The organism is Actinomyces lilanjuaniae, from assembly GCF_003606385.1.
Taxonomy (GTDB): Bacteria; Actinomycetota; Actinomycetes; order Actinomycetales; family Actinomycetaceae; genus Actinomyces; species Actinomyces lilanjuaniae.
This window is the reverse complement of sequence record NZ_CP032514.1, coordinates 2,063,646-2,086,904: the sequence shown is the minus strand read 5'-3', so window position 1 is coordinate 2,086,904 and position 23,259 is coordinate 2,063,646. Positions and strand designations below refer to the sequence as shown.

General features: G+C 68.7%; 19 protein-coding genes, 2 tRNA genes, 1 other RNA gene and 1 pseudogene. 17 read left to right on the top strand and 6 right to left on the bottom strand.

The features are described from left to right. Positions 1–24: 24 nt before the first annotated feature. Together D5R93_RS08970 and orn are read right to left on the bottom strand one after the other, a co-directional pair. A tRNA-His gene (locus D5R93_RS08970) sits at positions 25–100 on the bottom strand. A 186-nt stretch (positions 101–286) separates the two neighbouring features. Beyond that, positions 287–925 carry an oligoribonuclease gene (gene orn, locus D5R93_RS08965; protein ID WP_119836154.1) on the bottom strand — a complete coding sequence of 213 codons (639 nt, stop codon included), beginning with the start codon at positions 923–925 and terminating at the stop codon, positions 287–289. Positions 926–1,156: 231 nt separating this feature from the next. Here orn and D5R93_RS08960 point away from each other — a divergent pair, with 231 nt between their 5' ends. From D5R93_RS08960 to D5R93_RS08950, 3 genes are all read left to right on the top strand, one after another. Next, positions 1,157–3,328, top strand: coding sequence for a serine/threonine-protein kinase (locus D5R93_RS08960; RefSeq protein ID WP_120204806.1), 2,172 nt, complete (start codon positions 1,157–1,159; stop codon positions 3,326–3,328). After that, on the top strand, positions 3,309–3,824 hold the full coding sequence (locus D5R93_RS08955) for a hypothetical protein (RefSeq protein ID WP_120204803.1): 516 nt from the start codon (positions 3,309–3,311) through the stop codon (positions 3,822–3,824). The genes D5R93_RS08960 and D5R93_RS08955 overlap by 20 nt, the downstream gene beginning before the upstream one ends. A 115-nt stretch (positions 3,825–3,939) precedes the next feature. Continuing rightward, positions 3,940–4,015: transfer RNA gene (locus D5R93_RS08950), tRNA-Arg, on the top strand. A gap of 144 nt (positions 4,016–4,159) precedes the next feature. Here D5R93_RS08950 and D5R93_RS08945 read toward each other — a convergent pair. After that, positions 4,160–4,567 (bottom strand): ImmA/IrrE family metallo-endopeptidase, encoded by a 408-nt coding sequence (locus tag D5R93_RS08945; RefSeq protein WP_205570033.1) that lies wholly within the window; start codon positions 4,565–4,567, stop codon positions 4,160–4,162. 318 nt (positions 4,568–4,885) lie between these two features. Here D5R93_RS08945 and D5R93_RS08940 point away from each other — a divergent pair, with 318 nt between their 5' ends. The 3 genes from D5R93_RS08940 to D5R93_RS08930 all read left to right on the top strand — a co-directional run bounded on the left by D5R93_RS08940 (position 4,886) and on the right by D5R93_RS08930 (position 8,791). Continuing rightward, positions 4,886–6,481, top strand: coding sequence for a GTPase domain-containing protein (locus D5R93_RS08940; protein ID WP_119836152.1), 1,596 nt, complete (start codon positions 4,886–4,888; stop codon positions 6,479–6,481). Further along, positions 6,478–7,959: a GTPase gene (locus D5R93_RS08935; RefSeq protein ID WP_119836151.1), complete on the top strand. Its 1,482-nt coding sequence runs from the start codon at positions 6,478–6,480 to the stop codon at positions 7,957–7,959. The genes D5R93_RS08940 and D5R93_RS08935 overlap by 4 nt, the downstream gene beginning before the upstream one ends. Before the next feature lie 202 nt (positions 7,960–8,161). Beyond that, a complete protein-coding gene (locus D5R93_RS08930; protein WP_119836150.1) occupies positions 8,162–8,791 on the top strand; it encodes a single-stranded DNA-binding protein in 630 nt (209 codons plus the stop codon). Positions 8,792–8,831: 40 nt separating this feature from the next. Here D5R93_RS08930 and D5R93_RS13315 read toward each other — a convergent pair whose 3' ends face one another. After that, positions 8,832–9,428, bottom strand: a complete 597-nt coding sequence (locus tag D5R93_RS13315) for a hypothetical protein (RefSeq protein WP_147392860.1) — start codon at positions 9,426–9,428, stop codon at positions 8,832–8,834. A 173-nt stretch (positions 9,429–9,601) separates the two neighbouring features. On the opposite strand from D5R93_RS13315, the gene ftsE reads away from it, so the two are divergent. The 5 genes and pseudogenes from ftsE to ssrA all read left to right on the top strand — a co-directional run bounded on the left by ftsE (position 9,602) and on the right by ssrA (position 13,847). Further along, complete coding sequence (gene ftsE, locus D5R93_RS08920) at positions 9,602–10,291, top strand: cell division ATP-binding protein FtsE (RefSeq protein ID WP_119836148.1); 690 nt, start codon at positions 9,602–9,604, stop codon at positions 10,289–10,291. Positions 10,292–10,303: 12 nt separating this feature from the next. After that, positions 10,304–11,218 carry a permease-like cell division protein FtsX gene (ftsX, locus tag D5R93_RS08915; RefSeq protein ID WP_119836147.1) on the top strand — a complete coding sequence of 305 codons (915 nt, stop codon included), beginning with the start codon at positions 10,304–10,306 and terminating at the stop codon, positions 11,216–11,218. Positions 11,219–11,224: 6 nt separating this feature from the next. Next, positions 11,225–12,541 carry a M23 family metallopeptidase gene (locus D5R93_RS08910; protein ID WP_243106684.1) on the top strand — a complete coding sequence of 439 codons (1,317 nt, stop codon included), beginning with the start codon at positions 11,225–11,227 and terminating at the stop codon, positions 12,539–12,541. 195 nt (positions 12,542–12,736) lie between these two features. Continuing rightward, positions 12,737–13,296 (top strand): annotated as a pseudogene (smpB, locus tag D5R93_RS08905) (SsrA-binding protein SmpB). A 180-nt stretch (positions 13,297–13,476) separates the two neighbouring features. Beyond that, positions 13,477–13,847: a transfer-messenger RNA gene (ssrA, locus tag D5R93_RS08900) on the top strand. 197 nt (positions 13,848–14,044) lie between these two features. On the opposite strand, the gene D5R93_RS08895 is transcribed toward ssrA, so the two are convergent. Further along, positions 14,045–14,779, bottom strand: coding sequence for a FadR/GntR family transcriptional regulator (locus D5R93_RS08895; RefSeq protein ID WP_120204798.1), 735 nt, complete (start codon positions 14,777–14,779; stop codon positions 14,045–14,047). 484 nt (positions 14,780–15,263) lie between these two features. On the opposite strand from D5R93_RS08895, the gene D5R93_RS08890 reads away from it, so the two are divergent. From D5R93_RS08890 to D5R93_RS08865, 6 genes are all read left to right on the top strand, one after another. Next, entirely contained in the window at positions 15,264–15,545 is a 282-nt protein-coding gene (locus D5R93_RS08890; protein ID WP_119836144.1) for an HU family DNA-binding protein, read from the top strand. A gap of 283 nt (positions 15,546–15,828) precedes the next feature. After that, on the top strand, positions 15,829–16,680 hold the full coding sequence (locus D5R93_RS08885) for an ABC transporter ATP-binding protein (RefSeq protein WP_120204796.1): 852 nt from the start codon (positions 15,829–15,831) through the stop codon (positions 16,678–16,680). Next, positions 16,656–18,332 carry a transporter gene (locus tag D5R93_RS08880; RefSeq protein WP_243106683.1) on the top strand — a complete coding sequence of 559 codons (1,677 nt, stop codon included), beginning with the start codon at positions 16,656–16,658 and terminating at the stop codon, positions 18,330–18,332. The genes D5R93_RS08885 and D5R93_RS08880 overlap by 25 nt, the downstream gene beginning before the upstream one ends. Positions 18,333–18,597: 265 nt before the next feature. Continuing rightward, a complete protein-coding gene (gene nagB, locus D5R93_RS08875) occupies positions 18,598–19,335 on the top strand; it encodes a glucosamine-6-phosphate deaminase (RefSeq protein ID WP_119836142.1) in 738 nt (245 codons plus the stop codon). Between the two features lie 159 nt (positions 19,336–19,494). Beyond that, positions 19,495–19,884, top strand: a complete 390-nt coding sequence (locus tag D5R93_RS08870) for a DUF3039 domain-containing protein (protein ID WP_182911361.1) — start codon at positions 19,495–19,497, stop codon at positions 19,882–19,884. 68 nt (positions 19,885–19,952) lie between these two features. Next, the gene (locus D5R93_RS08865; RefSeq protein WP_479722556.1) at positions 19,953–21,707 is read left to right on the top strand and encodes a DEAD/DEAH box helicase; all 1,755 of its coding nucleotides are present in this window, start codon (positions 19,953–19,955) and stop codon (positions 21,705–21,707) included. A gap of 114 nt (positions 21,708–21,821) precedes the next feature. On the opposite strand, the gene D5R93_RS08860 is transcribed toward D5R93_RS08865, so the two are convergent. Further along, the gene (locus tag D5R93_RS08860; protein WP_259390701.1) at positions 21,822–23,255 is read right to left on the bottom strand and encodes a nicotinate phosphoribosyltransferase; all 1,434 of its coding nucleotides are present in this window, start codon (positions 23,253–23,255) and stop codon (positions 21,822–21,824) included. Positions 23,256–23,259 lie beyond the last annotated feature (4 nt).

Sequence of the window (23,259 nt, the reverse complement as noted above, 5' to 3'; positions counted from 1 at the left end):
GCGCCCATGGCGGGATCCTGGCTCTGGGGTGGCTGACGGGGTTTGAACCCGCGACCTCCTGGACCACAACCAGGCGCTCTGCCGACTGAGCTACAGCCACCGTGTGCGAGCGCACTCGCAACGAGTCGGTACTTTATCGGCTTGCTGACGCCGGGGCCAAACGAGGCTCCGGTGCGCTGTGTCACGTCGGCGGGTCGGGATCCTCACGCAGCGTCCGGGCGACGCGGTCAGGCCTGGGCGGAGAGGTGCCTGCGAGGCCGCCAGCCGACAGGGCCGGGGCGCAGGGTCAGGAGGGGGATGGGGCGCGGCGGACCCGGGAGGTGGGGCTGGCCGTCACAGCTGCCGCCGCCGCTTTGCACTCCTCGGAGGAGGGACCCTCGCCCTGGGGGAAGAGGATGGAGCGGTAGTAGCGCAGCTCGTCGATGGACTCCAGCACGTCAGCCAGGGCGCGGTGCCCGCCGACCTTGTCCGGGGCGTGGAAGAAGGTGCGCGGGTACCAGCGCTTGGCCAGCTCCTTGATGGAGGAGACGTCGACGATCCGGTAGTGCAGGTGGTTGACGAGCTCAGGCATGTCACGTGCCAGGAATGACTTGTCGGTGCCGACAGAGTTGCCGGCCAGCTGAGCGGTCCCCGGGTCGGGGACCAGGGTCCTGATGTAGCCCATGACCGTGCTGCGGGCCTGGTCGAGGCTGAGTCCGCTGCGCAGCTCCTCCAGCAGCCCGGAGGAGGTGTGCATGGTGCGTACGTGGTCGCTCATGGTCCGCAGCGCCTCCTCAGGGGGGCGGATGAGGACGTCGATGCCCTCGGCCAGGGGGCTGAGGTCGTAGTCAGTCACGACGACGGCAACTTCAAGGAGCGCGTCGGTGCCCAGGTCCAGGCCAGTCATCTCGCAGTCGACCCACACGAGCGGGTCGGAGGTCGTCATCTGTCGGCTCACAGGCCCCTACCATAGCCGCCCTGTCTGTTGTCCCGTCGATTGTCGTGCCGAGGGACCCTCGACGGCGTCGCAGGACCAGGTCACAGGGGGCGGGGAGGGCGTGCCTTCTCGCAGTCCGGCCCGGGCTGCGGGTGCTGCGGGACAGCATAGGGGAGGTGACGGTAGGGTCACGGGTGCAGCCCCCTGCCAGTCGACGCCTGATGACCTCCTGGAGCCGTGATGACCGATGTACCAGCTCCCCGTAGCCTGGGCAGCTCCTACGTGCTGGACCGCCGCGTCGGCTCCGGGGCGCAGGGGGAGGTGTGGAGCGGGCGCCGCGTGGAATCGGGCGAGGTCCTGGCCTTCAAGGTGCTGCGTGCGGAGCTGGTGGAAGCTCCCGGTGTGGTTGAGGGCTTCATCAAGGAGCGATCCACCTTGATGCGGGTGCGCAGTCCCTTTGTGGTGACGATCCGTGACGTCGTCATTGAGGGGTCCACCTTCGCGATCGTCATGGACTACGTGGGGGGAGGTGACCTGCGCGCCCTTGTCCGGCAGGAGGGCTCGCTGAGGCCCGCGGACCTGGCCGGACTGGGTGCAGGTGTCGCTCAGGGACTGACTGCCGTGCACGAAGCGGGAGTGGTACACCGTGACGTCAAGCCCGCCAATATCCTACTGGAGCCGGTGGGAGCGCTGCGAGGAGGGCCAGGATCTGCCCCTGCCTCCCCGGTGCGCCTGCCGGGCGGGGCCTGGGTCAGGCCCCGGGTCGCCGACTTCGGCGTGGCTCGTATCTGCGACACCTTTGCCGCCGCTCATGCCACGGGTGCGGTCGGGACTCCGCTGTACATGGCTCCCGAGATCCTCTCCTCGCAGCCTCCGACGCCGGCGGCGGACGTGTACTCGTTGGGAGTCGTGCTCTACCAGATGGCCTGCGGAACCCCTCCCTTCGTCGGGCAGGCTCCCCAGCTGCTGGCGCAGCACGCCCGGCACGACCCAGGACGTCCTCAGGGCGTCGCGGACCCCCTCTGGGAACTGATCATCTCGATGCTGAGCAAGCACCCCGCTGCGCGTCCCGATGCCAGGGAGGTTGCCCGTCGGCTTACGCTGATGCGCAGCCAGCTGGCGGACCTGCCTGCCGCACCGGTTCTTGCCCAGCCCCCACGGTCGAGCCTCTCGCCTGAGCCCTACGAGTGGGACGCGGAGCACGGCGTCGGTCGTCAGGTAGAGCAGAGTGTCGGGAAGGCCGGGCCTGCCCAGGAGACCACGGTTGCCGTGACTGCTAGTCCCACCCTGCCCCTGGCGCGGCAGGTGCAGCCCCCGGGAACCTCTTCTGGCCTGCCTGCTCCCTCTCCCGGCTCCGGCGGGAGGCAGCCCGGCGGCGCTCCTGAGAGGGCGCTTACCCTGCCGCCAGCCGGACCCTCGGGAGCGGTCCCGCCCGAGCCGGATGGTGCGGGCAGCAGGAGCAGCAGCACGGGTGGCACCCCGGACCGTAGTGCTGGCGGGCCTGACGGGGCTGACAGTGCCGCTAGCCTGTCGGTCTACGGCTACGTGGACGGTTGCCCGGCCGGTCCTGCCGTGGCCACAGCTCCCGGGAGCGGGCGGTCCTCGACCTCCAGGTCCTCCGGACGCCCTGGGCGGAGGCTCGTGCCTGTCGTCGTGGTCGCCCTGGTCGTCGCCGTGGCTGCGGCGGCAACGGTGACGACGTGGTGGTGGCGAGCCCGTGAGGCCACCGTCGCCGACCCGGGCTGGCTGCTCTCGGTACCAGCGGGAGATGACGTCCGTGAGGACCTGCGCGTCTCCGGGGTCTCGGAAGGGATCAGCTCCCCAGGGGGCGGCCTCTACGCCGCCAGGTCTGACGGCGCGTGGTCCCTCTACGACCTCACCGGCTCCGGCGGCGCGGCGGTGTGGAGCGGCAGGTGCAGTACGACGGCAGTCTTCTGGAACGACGACTCCCTGCTGTGCCAGACCCCGTCGAGCAGCATCCTGGTCCACAGAGACGGTACGACGTCGCAACCTCCGGGCCCCTCCTCCTTTGAGTGGGTGGGGGCGACCAGCACGCGCACGGTCCTTGTCGAGGAGAAGGGCCGGGGAGACCTGGTCGCGATGACGCCAGAAGGCAGCGTGGCGTGGCGGCTGCGCGGCGACTACCGCGAGGGAGTCGTCAGGAACGGCTACGTCCTGACCCACGACAGCGGCCTCGGGAGACACAGGTCGTCTCTGTGTCCTCCGGCACGGTCCTGGCCTCCGTGCGCGAGGAGGAGCCTGACTTTCCCGAGGAGGACACGGATCTGCCTCCCACGTCCCGACGGGCCAGGCGGACCTTGCCTCCCGGTACCCCGGCGGGTTCAACATCACTACCGGGGAGGAGGCCTTCTCCCGTGTCACCGAGAGCGGCGTGACCATCTACGAGTCTGACGGGACCGAGGCCCAGACCCTGGAGGGGACCTACTCCCCGCAGGCGGTCTCCGTCCTCTCCGCGCCCCTGGACGCACAGTCCCTGGCAGAGGCCTACGCCGCATCTGCCCACAGCTCCTCGGTACGCTACGCCTTCGGTCCTGACGAGCCCGTCGAGACGGTTGTCAGCACCAGTGACTGCAGTGTCACCGCCAACAGGACCCAGCTGGAGATCCCTGACCGTTCCCCGGGTGAGGCCTGCTTTATCAGCGTGCTCGGGGCCCTACGGGGAGAGGCCCTCCTGGTGCAGGTGGGACAGCCCTCGACCAGTACCACTGCAACGGGAGACGCTGTGGTCGCCTACTCCCTGTCTGACGGTGCCGCGCTGTGGCAGGTCCGCGGCACCATGGTGGGTCTTGCTGCGCCTCGCAGCGGGGAGGCTGACGGCAGGCTGCTAGTGGCGCAGACCGGCTCCTCCCGGGTGGATCTTGCCGTGGTCTCGGTGGCCGGGTCGTAGGGGCGTTGCTGCGAGGACGCCGTGCGGCCACTGCACGATCGCCGCGAGGGCTGGGTCGGTGGGACGGCTGCTCATCATGGCGTAGGCTTGGACTGTGCCGACCGTGTCGGTACGGGCCTCCGTAGCTCAATGGATAGAGCATCGGCCTTCTAATCCGCAGGTTCCCGGTTCGAGTCCGGGCGGGGGCACCAAGAACTGCATGATACCGCGGTTTTACGTCACCTACGCCTGCCGTGTCAAACGCGCGGGGTGGTGTGACGCCTCGCTTACGCCCCGCTTTCACGCCGCGCCCGGGGCGAGCGCGTGCAGCACCGTCTCTATCAGGCCTGTGGCTATCACCCCTGCGATGCGTCCTCTTCACGGATCCGCTTCCGCTCGGCCTCGGTGAGGCAGGCCAGGCGTGCGCGCAAGGTGGCGGTGTCGACCCACAGATGTTCGGCAGCCTCGGTCTCGGAGCGTGCCCAGGAGAGCGTCGCCAGGAGACGTTCTGTGGGTATGAGCCTGCGGGCAGCCTCGGCCTCTACCGAGCGCTCGACACGGGGAGGCTGGCAGCTATGGTGACCGCGCTCGAGGTGGATGAGCTCGTGCGTGAGGGTGCAGCGTCTTTCCGCTACGGTCTGGTCGGTGCTCAGCCAGATCGTCCTGCCGTCGGTCAGGCCCAGGGTCCTCGGAGGCATCAGCCGTGTGTGGACGACGACGACGTCAGGGTACTGCTCGGCCAGGGCCTGCCAGGGATTCCACACGGTGCCTGAGGATAGTGGTGAGAACTCTGGCAGGACTTGCGGGATGCCGGGTCGGGACGGAGCCTGTGCGTGCGTCGTGCCGGAGTGCCAGCCTGGGGACGTCTTGAGCCCCAGCGCAGGCCGGGCGGAACCGGGAGTCGTCCTTGTGGTGAGGCTGCGCGTGGTCGACGGAGGCGCCAGTCGGGGCCGTGAACCACCCGAGGCCGGGTCCCCGCGTGTGGCCGCCAGGGATATCCCATCGGCGAGCTACAGTAACCGTGACCCAAACGCGTGGTCTCAATCGTCGATTCTGTTACCCACTGCTCCTAGGGTTGCTTCATGCCCGTTCCAGTCTCCCCGCACCGTGCCGAGGACGAGCTCCCTGTCTCTGCGCTGTCCCGTGCTCAGCTGCTTGAGGTCCTTGCCGACCTTCTCCGGGACCTGGAGAGGCTTGACCTGCCGCTGAGGACGCCCGGTGTCGAGGAGGCTCGCAGGCTTCGTGACAGCCTGGTCGGCCAGGTCCGTGACCAGGTCCTGCCTCGCCTGCAGGACGCTGACATCCCGTCGGTCGTCGTCGTGGGAGGCTCTACCGGGGCAGGCAAGTCCACGCTGGTCAACTCCGTCCTCGGCCGGGAGGTCTCTGACGCCGGCGTCCTGCGTCCCACCACCCGTGTCCCTGTCCTCGTGGTCAACCCGGAGGACCGTGAGCCGCTTGCGGACCATCCTCTGAGGGAAGCGTGCGAGGAGGTGGTCTCCGACGCCATACCTCCTGGGCTGGCCCTCATCGACGCCTCGGACCTGGACTCCGTGCACGAGGCCAACCGGGTGCTGGCAGGCCGTCTACTGGACGCCGCCGACTTGTGGCTCTTCGTCACGACTGCGGCGCGCTACGGCGATCAGACCCCCTGGGCCACCCTGGAGGAGGCCGCGTCCCGGGACACGCCCATTGCCGTCGTCCTCAACCGTGCCCCGGCGAAGATCCTGTCTGAGGTGCGTCGTGACCTCACAACACGTCTTGAGGACCTGGGCCTGTCTGAGGCGCCGTTCTTCGTGGTGCCTGACGCCGGGCCGCACGAGGGGATGCTGGAGGACTCTGCGGTGGCAGAGGTGCGCGACTGGCTGCGGCTGCTGGCTGGACGGCACCGTGCGGCCGGGCTGGTGCGTCGTACGGGCCGGGGCCTGTGGGCCGCTCTGCGCAACGACCTGTCCGACCTGGCTGAGGCCGTTGACGCCCAGGAGGCCGCTGCCCAGGAGCTGGAGGCGGTGGACACCTCGCTGCGGGAGGAGGCGATCGGTCGGATCCGCGCTGATATCGACCGGGGGGCGGCAGGGGAGGGTGCTACCGCTACCCGGTGGCTCACGCTGGCGTCCTCAGGGGCTCCACTGGCTTCACTGGCGCAGGGCAGGCGTCTGCGTCGGGGCTTTCTGGGCAGGGCAGAGAAGGCGCGGACGCGAGGGCTGGCGGTCCTGGCTGAGGACGCCAGGCAGGCGCTTGCCGCACAGCTGGAGGCTGCCGTGATCTCTTTGAGGAGCCAGGCGGAGCAGGCGTGGCGGGAGGCAGGTGCCGGGGACCGTGCCGCTCGTGCCCTGGGCCATGGGGATCCCGCTGAGGTGACGATCGAGTCGTGGAGCGGCTACCTGAGGGCGAATCTCACCGAGTCGCCTCGGGGGCTGGCTCCTCACGCCTTCGTCGACCTCCTGGTCGCGGCGGCCAGCGGTGTCGAGGGCGCTGCCCAGTCGGTTCGTCACCTCGGGGCTGGCGAGCAGGTGCAGACGACCAGGAGCCTCCTGGTCGAGGCGGTCGTCGAGGCGCTGACCGCTACACTTCCCCGAGGAGCTGCTGCCTCCCTGGCCCCGCCCTCCGGCTTCGCGGCCGCGCTGCGGCTGAGGTCCGGCGAGCTCAAGCCCTTTACCCGTCCCGGAGCCGCGACATGAGTCACCCAGTTCGTCACGCCGAGCCCGCTCCCGCCAAGCCGGTTCCTGCCCTGGACGCCGCCTACCTGGAGGACCGGCTCACCAGGATTCGTCAAGGGCTGGAAGCCTGCCCGACGGAGGTCCCCGCTGCTCTCGCCCTGTCGGCGCACGAGGGTCTGGACGCCGTGGCCGAGCGGCTCGACCTGGGTGTGGACCACACGGTCGTGGCTCTTTTCGGAGGTACCGGCTCTGGGAAGTCCTCCTTGTTCAACGCGCTGACCGAGCTGGACTTCGCCGACGTCGGTGCCCGCCGTCCCACGACCTCGCGTGCCGCGGCCTGCTCCTGGGGAGATGAGGCAGCCGCCCTCCTGGACTTTCTGGGTGTCTCCCCCGAGAGGCGTATCCGCCGTGACTCCATCCTGGACGCGGCTGACCAGGACAGGATGAGCGGGCTGGTGCTCCTTGATGTTCCTGACTACGACTCGGTGACCATTGAGCACTCTCTCCAGGTTGACCGTCTGGTGCCGCTCGCCGACATCCTGGTGTGGGTCGTGGATCCCCAGAAGTACGCTGATGCCGCCCTGCACGAGGGGTACCTGCGCGGGCTAGGTGCCCGTCAGGAGGACATGCTGGTCCTGGTCAACCAGGTGGACACTCTTCCGGAGGGCGGGCTGGAGACACTTCTGAAGGACGTCCGCTCCCTGCTGAGGCAGGACGGGCTGACCCAGGTGCAGGTCCTGCCTGTCTCTGCGGTGAGGGGGGACAACCTGGAGGCAGTTCGTGACCTGCTGCGTCACCGGGTTGCCCGGGAGTCCAACGCGGCCAGGACCGCCTCGGCCGAGCTTGACGCCATTGCTCAGAGGCTGCGGCCTACGGTGGCTGAGCACCGGATCGAGCTTGACCCGCAGGCCACGCGTGCTGTTGAGGCGGCTCTGCTACAGGCCTCCGGAGCACGTGCTGTCGAGGACTCGATACGTAGCGGCCTGGGCCGGGTGTTTCCGCGGGCGCTGGCCCGCCCGGAGCCGCCGGCCCTGAGCGCGGTGAGGGCAGCGCGGGCTACGTGGGTGCACCGTGCTTGCGAAGGGCTGCCCGGGGTCTGGGGACGTAGCCTGGACCGGGCTGTCGTTGCCCCTGAGACCCTGGCGGGGCGAGCGGCTGAGGCAGTCAGCTCGGTGTCCCTGCCAGGACACCGCAAGCCTGTGGTCGACCTGCTCTGGTGGGCGGGGGTGATTCTGGTGCTGGGTGCCGTGGTCTGGGCGGCCGCAGCGGTCTTGCGGGGCCGGGAGGACCTTCTTCCTGCGGCTGTGCTGCTGGTAGCGGGCCTCGTCGCAGCGCTGGTCGCTATGGTTTGTCGGCGCCGTCGTGCCCGCCAGGAGGCAGATCGCTACACCCGGCAGGTGCGCTCGCGCATCGGTGCTGTCGTGGAGCGTGACCTGACTCTGCCCGCCTCCAAGGTCCTGGACCTCCACGGGATGCTCCAGTCCGCGCTGGGGCTGTGAGACTGCTGGGGTTGTCAGCCCAGGAGCCCGAGACGGGGCGATGCGTCGGTCGGCGGCACGACCGGGGGAGGGCACCACAGGCGCCTGGCTACGGGGCTGGTCCACAGGCAGGGCACTCTACCCTGCCGCAGGTACCGCACATCGTTGCAGGGTAGGGGCACGGAAGGCGGCACGGGGCCGCCTGGCAGCCAAGGAGCACGCTATGACTCGTCAGCCTGACCTCACTGTCCAGGGTGTTCTCGGAACAAATCCTGTGCTGTCCCGCACTGAAGGGGGACGTGCCTATTGTCGCTTCCGGGTCGCGGTCACCCCGTCCTACCGGACGGAGCAGGGGTGGCAGGACGCCGGGACCATATGGTTCACAGCCAAGGCCTGGGGCCGTCTCGCGGAGAACCTCAGCCTCTCCCTGCGCAAGGGCGACCCGGTGCTGCTGACGGGCCGCCTGTCCGAGGAGACCTGGAGCACGTCGGAGGGTACTCACAGCTCCAACGTGATTATGCTCTGGTCGGTGGGGCACGACCTGACGCGTGGTGAGAGCCGGTTCGCCCGTGTCCGGGCTGCGGACGTGCCCTCGGCGCCAGGCATCCGCGGGGAGGGGCGCTCGCCAGGTGGCGGGACCGCTGGAGCCTCTGAGAGCTCTCCTGGGCACCTTGAGGAGGAGGCGGGCGAGGCGGACTGCTCCAGCCGCTCCACTTTCCCCGATAGCCGAGGTGTCGTCGCCACAGAGGTGGCTGGCCCTGTCCGCTCTGGCCACACCGTGCTGTCCTCCCCCGACTACGTGGTGGCCGACACCGCAGCGTCCTGGGATGCTGAGACAGCCCTGGGACTCTGAGGGAGAGACCTCTGCCGAGGTAGAGCCCGGGCGGCTCTGCTCAGGGCGCGCTGAGCACCTCTAGGTGGCAGCTGAGGTCTGCCGGGTGCGCGACGTGCAGGATCTCGATCAGGATGCGCGCGGTCATCTCCGCGGCCGCCGCACTGTCAGGCAGGAGCCGTGACGCTGCGGCTGAGTCCACGCGCCAGCCAAGAGCCCCCAGGCTCCGGCGCTCCTGGTGGCCCATCAGCGTACGACCTGAGGCGTCGAGAAGCAGCACGGTTACCTCGGTCCCCTCCCGGCAGGGTGTCAGCACTACTGTTGGCGGCTCTGGCGACGGTGATCGACGCCGCCGGTGGGGCAGCACCCGAGATACCCGCGACAAAGGACGGGAAAGCTGCTCCTCGGTGTCGTGCTGTGGTGGTGGGGCTGTCAGCACCAGCGCCTCCGGTGGCGGTGGCGCGGCTCGGCCCTGTGACGTGCTGCGGGACTCGTGGCTGCCGAGCGGGTGGCTGCTTGCTCGTGGGCTGTCCGGGCAGGCGCGCGGCAAGGTGTCCAGGAAGGCAGGGAGGGAGGAGATGAACCGGGCCCAGCTGCCTACGTCCACCTGGGTGGTAGGGATGCTGTCCCCTTGGCCCCTGACGCCGCGATCCTCCATGGGGCCAGGATAGCCCGGGCTAGGCCCGCCGGGGCCCGCGGGCCTGGCCCTGCTGCCGCCACAGCCCACATCTGCTGCTGGCGTGTCACAACAGTGAAAGACGACTCCGACGCATACGGTGGCTACGAGCCTGGGCGCAGTGCCCGAGTCGCAGCCACGGGAGCAGCCAACTGATGATCCGCTTTGACCACGTCTCCAAGGTCTACAAACGAGGTGCGCGTCCTGCGCTTGACGAGGTCGACATCGAGGTTGGGCGCGATGAGTTCGTGTTCCTTGTCGGCGCCTCGGGGTCGGGCAAGTCCACCTTCCTGCGCCTGGTGCTTCGTGAGGAGAGGCCGACCTCCGGCAGGATCCATGTTCTGGGGCGGGACCTCTCCCAGGTCTCTACCTGGAAGGTGCCCCAGTTGCGCCGGGAGATGGGGTTCGTCTTCCAGGACTTCCGGCTCCTGGAGAACAAGACCGTCCTGGAGAACGTCGCCCTGGCCTCCCAGGTCATCGGCAAGCCACGCCACTACATCCTGTCCGCAGTCCCTGAGGCCCTGGAGCTCGTCGGCCTGTCGGGCAAGGAGAAGAGGCTTCCTCACGAGCTCAGCGGCGGTGAGCAGCAGCGGGTGGCGGTGGCCCGTGCCATGGTCAACCGCCCCAAGCTGCTTCTTGCCGACGAGCCTACCGGTAACCTCGACCCGTCCACCTCGGTCGGTATCATGCGGCTCTTCGACCGGATCAACCGCCAGGGAACCACTGTCGTCATGGCGACCCACGACGACGAGATCGTGGACCAGATGCGTAAACGTGTTATTGAGCTCAAGGGTGGCCAGGTCGTGCGTGACCAGGCTCGTGGCGTCTACGGCTCGGACCGCTGAAGGAGACAGCGCATGCGACTTCGTTTCATCCTCTCTGAGACCGTCAAGGGACTGGCGCGTCACCTGGCCATGACTGTCTCGGTCATCCTGGTGGCCTTTGTGTCGCTGCTATTTGTCGGTGCCTCCGGGCTGCTCCAGGCCCAGATCTCCACCATGAGGGGGGAGTGGTACGACGAGGTCGAGGTCTCGGTCTACATGTGCCCCCAGGCCTCGGCCTTCCCCGGGTGCGTCAACGGTGAGGCCACCCAGGACCAGATTGACGCTGTCGAGGAACGTATCAACGGGACCCTGGACTCCTACGTGGACAACTACCACATCGAGAGCAAGGCTGAGGCCTACGAGAACTTCATGGACGCCTACGGGGACTCCGCGGTGGGGCGTAACGCTACCGAGGAGATGATGCCGGTCTCCTTCCGCATCAAGCTGGTGGACCCGGAGAACTACGAGGTCGTCGCCGAGCAGTTCACCGGCCAGGACGGCGTCGAGCGTGTTATCGACCAGGGTGCCACCCTGGAGCCCCTGTTCCTGGTCATGAACCGGGCCTCCTGGATCACCGGGGGACTGGCGGCCATTATGGCGGTGGCGGCTGTCCTGCTGATCTCCACCACGATTCGGCTGTCCGCCATGTCTCGCTCCCGTGAGACCGGCATCATGCGGCTGGTTGGCGCCTCCAACCTCTTTATCCAGCTGCCCTTCATCCTTGAGGGAGTCATTGCCGCCCTGGTCGGCGCTCTGCTGGCAGTGGGTGCCTTGTGGGCGGGTGTGCACTACGTCGTCGAGGGGTGGCTCGCTAGTTCGATGACCTTCACTAGCGCCTTTATCGGGACAGGTGCCGTCCTGACACTGGCGCCGTGGCTGGTCCTGGCGGCTGTCGTCCTAGCGGCGTTGTCCTCCGCATACTCCCTGTCCAAGTACACGAGGATCTGATCTGTCATGCTGTCCTTCCCTGTTCTGGCGACTGGTACGGGCGCACTGCCCCTGAGGAGACTGCTTGTCGCGGCCTGCGTGGCAGTCACCCTGGCTCTGGCCATGGTGGTGAGCGTCCCGGTCCTGGCGGACGAGCGTGATGACGCGGTCGCCAGCCAGGAGGAGGCCCAGCGCAAGCAGGACGAGCTCGTCGCCTCGCTGGAGGGAGTCAGCACTGAGCTCGGTCAGGCCTACCTGGACCTGCAGAACGCGCAGGCTGCCCTGAGCACGGCCGAGACCGAGCTGAGCGACGCGCAGACCACCCTGACGGAGAAGGAGCGCGAGCAGCAGATCGCGGCCGACCGCCTGGACACGGCGCAGACGAGCCTGGCCTCCATCCAGGAGGAGGCGGAGGCCTCCCAGGAGGTCGCCTCCGAGGCCTCGACCTCCGTGGCAGAGATCGTCGCTGCCACGTATGAGGGCGACAACTCCGTAACCGCGTGGACCTACGTGCTGGCCTCCCAGGACGTGGACCAGCTGTCCAGGCGTGCCGCGGCGATGGAGATCGGCTCCGGGGTGCAGGAGGCGGTGCTCGCGGCCGCCGAGGCCGAGCGTGCCCAGGACGCCAACCGGGAGACCCGCCAGAACGCGGCGACCGAGCGTGTCGCCACTCTCAAGGCCGATGCCGACGCCGCTGAGGCGGCTGCGCAGACAGCCAGGGACGCAGCCCAGACCAAGCGGGACGAGGTGGCCTCCCTGGAGGCCAGCGCCCGGGAGGCGACGACCACTCTTGAGGACCAGAAGGCTGACCTGGAGGACCAGCAGGCCCAGGCCCGGGCCGACGAGGAGGAGGCTGCCGCGACCATCGCCAGGATTGACGAGGAGAACCGAGGTACCTCCGCACCGGCACCGAGCTCGTCCAGCAGCACGGACCTCGGTAGCGGCACCATAGCCCATCCGATTTCCGGAAGTCTGGTGGTCGCCTCGCCCTACGGCTACCGGGTGCACCCGATCACGGGGACGAGCCGTCTCCACGCGGGCGTGGACCTGGTCGCCTCTCAAGGTACTCCACAGTACGCGGCGGTGTCAGGAACCGTGACCTACAACCAGAACAGCTCGTGCGGCAACGGGATGTTCGTCAACGGTGGCATGGTGGATGGTCAGTCAGTAGTGGTGGCCTACTGCCACCTGTCTGCCTACTCCGTCGGTAACGGGGCCACTGTCTCCAAGGGGGACACCATCGGTCTGACAGGGATGACCGGAGGGGCCACGGGCCCCCACGTGCACTTTGAGGTCTACCTCAATGGAGCCTCTGTAGACCCGATGACCCTGGCCGGCTTCTGAGAGACTCGCTGGCCGCCGACAGCGGTCTGTCCCTGTGCGGTCTCGCGGAGGCAGCGCGGAGCAGGCAGGCAGCGGGCGCTGCCGGGGCAGCTCCACGGAAGGCTCCGTGGGTTGACTCGGTGCGTAGAATCCTGCCTGCGTCTGCCGTAGCGGCCTGTCACGTCGTCCGGCCGGAGTCTGTCAGAGGAGGTCCCCATGACGCCCAGGACTGCTCGGTCCGCGCGGCCCGCTGTCGGACAGAAGGGGCGCAAGCCCACTGTGGCGCAGAAGGCCAAGGCTGCTGCTGACGCCCACCAGACCGTTGCCCGTAACAGGAGGGCAGCCCACGACTACTTCATTGAGGACCGCTATGAGGCGGGACTGGTGCTGACTGGGACCGAGGTCAAGGCTCTGCGCATGGGCGGGCCTCCCTGACGGAGGCCTGGATCGAGATCGACCGCCGTGGGGAGGCCTGGCTGCAGGGCGCGCACATCCCGGAGTACCTCCAGGGGACGTGGAACAACCACTCCCCGCGGCGTAAGCGCAAGCTCCTGCTGCACCGTGGCGAGCTGGAGCGCCTTGCCTCCAGGGTCCAGGCCAAGGGGTACACCGTGGTTCCGCTGGAGCTGTACTTTGTCCGTGGCCGGGCCAAGATCGAGATCGCTCTGGCCCGGGGCAAGCAGGACTGGGACAAGCGCCATGCCCTGCGTGAGGCCCAGGACCGACGTGAGGCTGCCCGGGCGGTGGCTGAGGTCCGGCGGCGCGGGGGCGGGTAGGCACAGGGTAGAAGGCAGCGGAGCGGCAGAAGCATTGGGTAGCAAGCATGGGTAGGAAGAGATGGTCCTGCTGCGCATGGACAAGCAGGACCAAGCCTTGGTATCCTTCCACTACCTGCCATGCTACGTCCAAGGGGTCTTGCTCATGGGTGCATGGCTTTGAGCAGGCACAACTACACAGGGGATGATCGGTTTCGACGACGGTCGTGGGTTCAGGGGAAGCGGGTCGAGGATGCACAGTCGTCTCGTCAACGCTCTGTGCGAACCAATAGGTGCCGATAACACTCGCACCGACTTCACCCTCGCCGCCTGAGCGAGTCCTGAGGTCCGTCAGTCCGGGGAGCGCTCCCGCCCCGGTGCCTGGCGTCATTGTGGGAGCCACTGCTAGGAAGCCGTGCCGGTAGGCTTCCTGGGACTCTTGACCGGCTGAGCCCGTCGGCGTCCTTGTCCGTGTGAGACGCCGGGGCTGAGAAAGTCAGAAACGGACTGCACCCGGAGAAGTCCTGTTGCACGCCCGTCGGACCGGGGTTCGATTCCCCGCATCTCCACCCAGGGTAGGCCCTGGCCGAGTACCGCGGCCAGGGCCTACCTGTTGTCCTGTCCTCCCTGTGGTCCTGGCTGGTCTCGACAGGCCTCACGACTGGTGCCGACGGCTTACCGGCACCTGCTCCCTGTTGCTCTCCCTCCCGAGCTCCTTCCCGCCTTCTTCGGATTCTTCGGAGTGCCCTTGTGTCCTCTACCGGGGCGCTCACTCAGGGCGTGCAAGGCTGAGGGACTCTAGCAGCGGGGCGTAGTGCCGAGCTGTCGCCTCACGGTAGGCTGTCACGTCGCCGGTGCGGGCGGCTTCCAGCATCTGCGTGTGCGCCTGGGCCACGCTGACCACGTCGCTGGGGGAGGGGGCTCCCAGGAGGGAGGCGCTCAAGGTGTGTGCCGCCCACAGCGCCTCGCCCAGGTGGCGGAACAGCTGGTTAGCCAGTGGCTCCAGCAGCCTGACGTGGAAGTGACGGTCCTGCTCGGTGAAGGGCTGTCCCTGCTGTGCCAGGCTGCTGATCTGCCTGGCAGTCTCGTCAAGGTCCTCGTCCTCCCTGCCTCGCCAGGCCTCCACCACCAGCCCGGCAGCAGCCTGGTCTAGCGTCGAGCGCACCTGGACCAGGTCCAGCAGGGTCCTGTAGTCACCCTGCGAGATGAGTCGGCTGCGAAAGACCAGGGACTCGACCACAGGACGGGCGGAAGCACGTCCTACGAACATCCCGTGGCCGTGCCGCACCTCCACGATGTCCAGGGCGACCAGGGTGCGTACCGCCTCACGGACTGAGGACCGGGATACTCCTAGGTCTGCGCACAGGCGGGACTCGGTGGGCAGGGGGTCCCCCGGCCGAAGGCTCTCCCGCAGGATGTACTCCTTGATTTCCGTCATGGCGGCTGAGGACTGGGTTGTCGGGCTCAGCGTCAGGTCGGCCGGTACTCCCAGTGGTGTCTGCATGGCATCCACGTCCTTTGCTGTCCTTCGCCTCGTGCGTCCCGAGCCTGTGACAGAGGTGTTACCAGAGCCCCGGGGCAAGCGCAACGCCAGGCGCTGTAGTACCGGGTTCGACAGGCGGGCGGGTCGGCAGAGAGGTGGTGGGCGCCTGGTGGAGGTGGCCAGCAGGGGCCTCAGAAGGACCTGGCAGTGCTGTCCTGGGCGCTGTCCTGGGTGCTGTCCCGGTGATGCTTGGTGTGCCCGTTCCGTGGTGTTCTCGTGGCCGGGTACTGAGTGGGCCACCCAGGTGGAGCTAAGAAGAAAACGGCGTTATTGCAAGGATTGGTCCATGTGGGGCGCGTGTGACAGTTGTGGTTGAAAGCGGTGAATTGTTACTCAGCGCCCGGTGCGACACTCGCTCTGTACCTGACAAAACTGAGGTTCTATGCGTAGCGTAGCCAGCAGCGGCACCACACACGGGTGCCCACCCACGATCGAGAGGGAAGACATGTCCGTAAACCGCACTGAGCTCATTGCCGCCATCGCTGAGAAGGCTGGTCTGACCAAGACTGACGCAGACGCGTTCCTGGCAGCGTTCCAGGACGTCCTGGTTGAGAACGTCGCCAGGGGCGAGTCCGTCAAGATCACGGGTCTCATGGGCGTGGAGCGTGTCGAGCGTGCTGCACGCACCGGTCGTAACCCCCGCACCGGCGAGGAGATCCAGATCCCCGCTGGCTATGGCGTCAAGGTTACTGTCGGCTCCTCCCTGAAGAAGGCAGTCTCCCAGTGACCTGCGGGGCACAGGCCCCGTGAGGATCCGTGAGGGCCCCGGGCAGGACTGCGGACCAGCATCCTGCCCGGGGCCTGCTGCTGCAGGGGTCGTCCTTGGGACGGAGGCGCATCGTCTTGACGGCGGAGGCGCAACCTGCCGCTGCGCCATAGCCTGACGGCATGACATCGCATACACGCCCACCGACGAGGTCCCGGTCCTCCTCGGACCCCTCCCAGAGGCTGGGCCTGTCGGTCCTACGGGCTCCCTTGCCCTCTCTGCCCCCTCGCCAGCCGTCTCATCACTGCCGGAAGGGGACGGTCGTGAGCAGGGCACCGCCCAGGAGGACCAGGCGGCCGTAGCGACCACCGCTCGCAGCGGGCAAAGGAGCCAGCCCCAGGCCGCGCTGCAGACTGAGGGGCTGGTCAAGACCTTTGGCTCCAAGGTCGCGGTAGACCACCTTGACCTGGAGGTCCCGGTCGGCAGCTTCTACGGCATTGTCGGTCCCAACGGGGCGGGAAAGACCACCATGCTGTCCATGGCCACGGGGCTGCTGCGGCCTGACGCCGGGCGCGTACGCGTCCACGGCGTGGACGTGTGGGCGGACCTGCCCGCTGCCAAGGCCCGTCTTGGCGTCCTGCCAGACGGGCTGCGCACCTTCGACCGGCTCAACGGGCTGGAGTTGGTGACCTACTCAGGGCTGCTGCGCGGCCTGGACCGCGACATTGTCGTACCCCGCGCGACTGAGCTCATCCAGGTGCTGGGACTGTGGGAGGCGGGAACCACCATAGTGGCGGACTACTCCGCCGGCATGCGCAAGAAGGTCCACCTCGCCTGTGCCATGGTCCACTCGCCCTCGATCCTGGTTCTCGACGAGCCCTTCGAAGCGGTTGACCCGATCTCCGCCCAGACGATCCAGACCATCCTGCGCAACTTTGCCGAGGCAGGCGGGACCGTGGTGGTCTCCAGCCACGTCATGGCCACCGTCGAGCGCTTGTGTGACCACGTGGCCATCATCAACGCGGGGCGCGTGGCTGTGGCTGGTACCACCGAGGAGGTCGCGGCCGGGGGCACCTTGGAGGAGCGTTTCACCCAGCTTGTCGGTGGCGAGGTGCGCACGCAGGGACTGTCATGGTTGCAACCCTCGTCAAGATGAGGTGGGTCCTGACCCTGAACGCCCTGCGCGGAAGCACCTGGGCACTAGTCGGAACCGTGCTCGGGGGAGCCGCTGCCCTGGGCGGGCTGGGTGCCCTCACGGTCGGAGCGCTCGCTCTGGGGAGGCTCGGTGACCCCCAGACCGTGTCCGTCGTTCTCGGGTCTCTGGGAGCGCTCCTGGTCCTGTGCTGGATACTCTTGCCTCTCCTGGCCACAGGTCTTGACTCTTCACTCGACCCGCGTGCCGTCGCCGCGTGGACCGCACCGTCCCGAAGGCTGGCGCAGGGGTTGCTTGTCGCTGGCGCCTGCGGGGCCTCCGGTGCTGCCACGGCTGTGGTGTGCCTGCTGCCGACCCTGACCTGGCTGGTGTCCGGTCAGTTCTTGGCAGCGTTGCTGGCCCTGGCCTGCGCGCCAGCAGCCCTGGCCACCTGCGTGGTCGTCTCGCGGGTGGTGGTCGTGTGGACAGGGATCTCCGGCTCGCGGCGCGGTCAGGAGCGGGTAGCCCTGGTCGCTACGGTGGCGTACCTCGTGGCCTGTCTTGTCCCCACTGTCCTGGGCAGGTTCCTCAGCACCTCAGACGGAGTCCTGGCCGGCCTGCGCACGGCCGGGCAGGTTGTCTCCCTGTCACCGCTGGGCTGGGCCTTTGCCGCGCCGGGGCTCGCCGCCACGGGAGCACCGTTGGCTGGCGCGGCCCTGGCGCTGGGGGCGTGGCTGGTCCCGGTGCTGCTGCTGCGTCCCTGGGAGCGGGTCGTTACTCGAGTCATGACCACGCCCAGCCGTGGGTCGGGCAGGTCGCGTACCTACGCGGTGCGTACGCCAGAGGACCCCGGGTCGGCCGGGGCGAGCACTCCCGTGGTCCTGCCGTGGTCGCGCAGGCTGAGCCGCTTCCTGCCCGGGCCGGCCTGCGCTGTTGCTGCCCGCAGCATGCGCTACTGGAGGACAGACCCCCGCTACCTGGTCATGGCCGTCTCAGCCGTGATGCTGCCGGTGTTCTTTGTGGTCGGTGCGGCCATGGGGTGGGCTCAGGCCATCTCCGAGGCCGAAGGCCTCAGCGTCAGTCTTGCTGCTGGCCAGGCCCCCGGTCTGTTCCTCATGGCGGCTCCCGCGCTGGCGCTGATGATGGGGTGGACGGTCCACAACGACCTAGGTGGGGACTCCACGGCACTGTGGAGCCACCTCAGTGCGGGTCTGCCCGGTCGGCAGGACCTTCTGGGCAGGGCCGTCGGTGCCCTGTCCTGGCAGGCGCCGGTCGTCCTTGTCGCTGCGGTCGGGCTGTGCTGGTGGACCGGCCGCTGGGACGCGGCCGCCTCCCTGGTGGGAGCCTGCCTGGCGCTGCACGGGTGCTCCCTGGGCTGGTCCTGCCTGGCCAGCGTCCTCATGCCCTACGAGACGAACGCCCCGGGTGAGAGCCCTCTGGTGTCACGTACCTCGGGAACTATCGTCATCACAGCGCTAGCCCAGACGCTCGGGTGCTTGTCATCCTCCTCGCTGCGGCCCTGTGCTCGGGGTGGCCCTGGGGCGGTCCTGTCCGGTGCCTCCCGTGGTGGGGCTGGCTGGTCCTGGTGGTGGGGGCGCTGTGGGGCGCAGGCTCTGTCGCGGCAGGGACGACCCTGGGCGGGCGCCGACTCGACCGGCGCGGGCCTGAGATCCTGACGACGATCCGCTCCTGGCCCCGGCACTCCCAGGAGACGTGAGCGGTACGCCGACATCTGCCGGGGCTGCCTGACCTGAGGACCCTGCGGAGTACAGTGACGTGTCATGGACTGTCATGGCTGCCGTGAGTGTGCTGTCGTGGCTGTCGCGCCGCCGCAGGCGGGCGCGCCCGTCCCGGCCAGCTACCGTCGACAACCAGATGTCCCAGACCCTCAGAACAGACGCCCCAGATCAGAACAGAAGACACCTCAGAGAGGACACCACCGTGGAGCTTGTCATCCTGGACACCGCCGAGGCCATCGCCGAGCGAGCCGCGGACAAGATTGAGGCCCTGCTGACCACCAAGCCGGACGCCGTCCTGGGGACCGCGACGGGCTCCAGCCCGCTGCCGCTCTACGACGAGCTGACCCGCCGCTGCGCCGCAGGCCGCCTCAGCTTTGCGCAGGTCACCGGCTTCATGCTGGACGAGTACGTCGGGCTGCCAGCAGGCCACCCGGAGCGCTACGCCACCTTTATGGAGGTCAACCTGCGCTCCCGCGTGGACATGCGTCCGGGCTCGCTCCACGGCCCTGACGCCCTGGCTGAGGACCTCCAGGCGGCCTGTGCGCAGTACGAGGAGGATATGGCGGCGGCCGGCTACTGCGACCTGCAGATCCTGGGGATCGGTTCCGACGGCCACATCGGCTTCAACGAGCCGGGTGGTCCTCTGGACTCGCGCACCCACGTGGACGTGCTGACCGAGCAGACCCGCCGTGACAACGCCCGCTTCTTCGGCGGGGACATCGACGCCGTGCCTACCCACTGCATCACCCAGGGCCTGGCCACCATCATGGAGGCGCGCTCGCTAGTACTCATCGCCACCGGCGAGGGCAAAGCCAAGGCTGTCGCCCAGCTCGTGGAGGGGGAGGTCAGCACCGACTGGCCTGCCACGGTGATGCAGCGTCACGACGACGCCCTGGTCCTGGTGGACCCTGCTGCCGCTAGTCTCCTCACCAGCCGCTAGGATCCAGCCCTGTGCTACCGGGGCAGGAGGGCCAGGTGGGTACGGGGCAGGAGGGCCAGGTGGGTACGGGGCAGGTGGGGCAGCGTGAGAGCCTGGGGAGAGTTGCAACACAACGGCGTCGTGCCCGGGGCGGTGCTGGGCCGGCCTAGACTGTGGCCCATGAGTGAGCTCCTGGTCAGCCCTTCTGCTGCTGCCCGCGCCAGTGCGGACCCTGCAGGTCCTGGTTCGCCGTCCGACCCTGCCGGTGAGCCCGTGCAGGGCGCAGGGACGGCGGTGCTGGAACGTGAGGAGCTCCAGTCCACTGATGACGGCGACGCGGACCGCTTTGCCCACTACGTCCGTAAGGACAAGGTCACTGCGGCTGCGGTCACGGGACGGCCGGTCGTGGCCCTGTGCGGCAAGGTGTGGACGCCTGGCCGTGACCCGTCAAACTATCCCGTGTGCCCGACGTGCAAGGCCATCTACGAGCAGATGCGTGATGGCGGTGACGCTGGTGGGGGCAAGGGGCCACGGCGGCCGAGGTTCCCCTTCGGGCGAGGTGGTCAGTGACCCCCGCCCCGCGCGGTCACGGCTCCCACCACGTCCCTGCACGGGCATCGACGTCTGCTGCCCAGAACCTGTCCCCGGCCTACCCTCGCCGTGCTGCGTGGGGGACCGCTGGCTCGCTGCGCGCGTGGCAGGCTGCGGCGCTGGACCGCTATATGAGCGCCATGCCTCAGGACTTCCTGGCTGTGGCCACTCCCGGCGCTGGCAAGACAACCTTCGCCCTGCGCGTCGCCACGGAGCTCCTCAGCACCGGGGACGTCCACAAGATCACGGTGGTCTGCCCCACCGAGCACCTCAAGTTCCAGTGGGCTGAGGCCGCTGCCCGGGTCGGGATTCGCATCGACCCCTCCTACTCCAACTCGCAGGCCGCGCTGGGTGCGCACTTTGACGGTGTCGCCCTGACCTACGCCCAGGTCGCGGCTAACTCCAACCTGCACCGTGCCCGGACCGACCGCTCCCGGACCCTGGTCGTTCTCGACGAGATCCACCACGGCGGTGACGCGCTGAGCTGGGGGGACGCGATTCGGGAGGCCTTCAGCCCGGCCAGACGCCGCCTGGCCCTGACGGGGACCCCGTTTCGCTCCGACACGGCCCCCATCCCCTTCGTGCGCTACGCGCAAGACGCTGAGGGCGCCATGCGCTCTGAGGCGGACTACTCCTACGGGTACGCCGAGGCACTGCGTGACGGGGTGGTACGCCCTGTGATGTTCATGTCCTACTCCGGGGAGATGAGGTGGCGGACCAAGGCCGGGGACGAGGTCGCGGCCCGCCTGGGGGAGCCGCTGACCAAGGACATGGAGGCACAGGCCTGGCGTACTGCCCTGGACCCGACCGGTGAGTGGGTTCCCGCTGTCCTTGCTGCTGCCGACCAGCGGCTGAGCGAGGTGCGTCGCCAGGTGCCTGACGCGGGCGGGCTGGTCATTGCCTCGGACCAGGCCAGCGCGCGTGCCTACGCCAAGCAGTTGCGGGCTGTCACCGGGGAGGCACCCACCGTCGTGCTGTCTGACGACGACGGGGCGTCTAGCCGTATCGAGGCCTTCTCCGACTCCACCGACCGCTGGATGGTGGCAGTACGTATGGTCTCCGAGGGCGTGGACGTGCCGCGCCTGGCTGTGGGTGTCTACGCGACCTCCACCTCGACGCCCCTGTTCTTCGCCCAGGCGGTCGGGCGCTTTGTCCGCTCCCGGGCACGGGGGGAGACCGCCTCGGTGTTCCTCCCCTCGGTGACGCCCCTGCTGGCACTGGCAGCCGAGGTGGAGGTAGCCCGTGACCACGTCCTGAGCCGGCCGGAGGCGGACGCCGGGTCGCAGGACCCTGCCTTCAGCCCGGAGGACAGGCTCCTGGCCGAGGCCAACCGGGTGGAGAACGCCTCCGCCGACCTTCTGCCAGGTTTCGAGGCTATGGGGTCCCAGGCGGAGTTTGACAGGGTCCTTTTTGATGGCGGCGAGTTCGGGACCGGTGCCATGGTGGGCTCGGCTGAGGAGCAGGAGTACCTGGGGCTGCCCGGGCTGCTGGATCCTGAGCAGGTGACTGTGCTGCTGCGCCAGCGCCAGGACAGGCAGATTGCCGCGCAGAAACGCAAGGCTGCCGCAGACCGCGGCAGGGCGGGGGGCTCCGGGGTAGAGGACGCGCGTCGCCGGGCCGCAGCCCGCAAGGAGCTGTCACAGCTAGTCTCAGCCTGGGCGCGCCGCTCCGGACAGCCGCACGGCGTCGTCCACACCGAGCTCAGGCGGGTGTGCGGCGGCCCCGAGGTGGCTGCAGCCTCGACCGAGCAGGTCGAGCAGCGGGTGGAGACCTTGCGCCGGTGGTTCGTCGGACGGCGCTGACGTCCCCCGGCGGCCGACAGAGTGACGGTACCGGCCGCAGGACCGACCCGGCAGGGTCTCGGCGGGCACCCTGAGAGGACGGCTGCGGACTGCGTCCCGCGAGGCCGCCCCCACTCAGGGGCGTACGGGTGGCTCGCCCAGCGCGGCTGAGGCCGGTTGTGCGGGCAGGTCCTCCAGGCTGACCAGGCGTGTTGGCAGGGCCGGCTCTCCCTCGCTCAGGCGCCACGCGTCGTAGGGCAGCTCGGCACGCGAGGCCTGGTGCCTCTGGGCAGCGGCCTCCAGGGCGGCGGTGCCGCGGTGCTCCTCCACGATCATGCCGTCGCGCACCAGCGTGACCTGTAGCGGACGTGCCCCTGCCTGCCTCAGCGCGGCCTCGCCCTGCTCATGCGCGGTGCAGGAGACCACCAGCTCTTCCACCGCCGTACCGCTGTCGTCCAGCACCCGGCCGGCCCACTTACGTCCTCCCACGGTTGCCTTGCCTCCGGAGGAGCGCTTGGCGACCTCCTGCCTCCTGCCGTGGCGCCCCTCACGTTCGACGAGTTTGTAGACCAGGGCGGCAGTGGGGTGCCCTGACCCGGTGACCAGCTGAGTGCCCACACCGTAGAAGTCCACGGGGGCGGCTCCCAGACCCGCGATGGCGTACTCGTCCAGGTCGCTGGTCACAGTGATCCTGGTGCTGGTCGCACCTAGGGCGTCCAGCTGGGAGCGGACCTGGAAGGCGCCCGCCACCAGGTCGCCGGAGTCCAGTCGTACCGCTCCGAGCTCGCCGCCTGCGGCACGTGCTGCTGCCACGGCCCGCTCCACCCCCGCGGCCACGTCATAGGTGTCGACCAGGACGGTCGTCCCTGTGCCCAGGGAGGCGACCTGGGCGGCGAAGGCCTCCTGCTCGGTGTCGTGGACCAGCGTGAAGGAGTGCGCTGACGTCCCGAAGGTGGGGATGCCGTGGACCAGGCCGGCCTCCAGGTTTGACGTTCCCGCGAAGCCACCCACGACAGCCGCCCTGGCTGCGGCGACAGCCGCGTGCTCGTGGGTGCGTCGTGCCCCGAAGTCGATGCAGGGACGTCCGTGCGCCGCCATAGTCATGCGGGAGGCTGCCGAGGCGACTGCGCAGTCGTAGTTGTAGATCGACAGGGCCAGTGTCTCAATGATACAGGCCTCGGCGAAGCTGCCCTCCACGGTCAGCAGCGGTGAGCCCGCGAAGTAGCACTCGCCCTCGGCGTAGCCCCGGATCGTGCCTGAGAAGCGGTAGCCGCGGAGGTAGTCAAGGGTGTCATCGTCGACGATCCCAGTGCGGTGGAGGAAGCTGATCTGGTCGTCGGTGAAGGTAAACGCCTCAATAGCGTCGAGCAGACGGCCCGTACCTGCGACGACGCCGAAGCGACGGGACCCTGGCAGGCGTCGTCCGAAGAGCTCAAAGACGCTGGGACGGTCTGCCACACCTGAGCGCAGCGCGCCCTGGAGCATGGTCAGCTCGTACATGTCGGTCAGCAAGGAGGTGCTGTGAGCAGTGCTGGGAGCACTGCCGTGGGTGGTCCGCGATGCTGTCACGGCA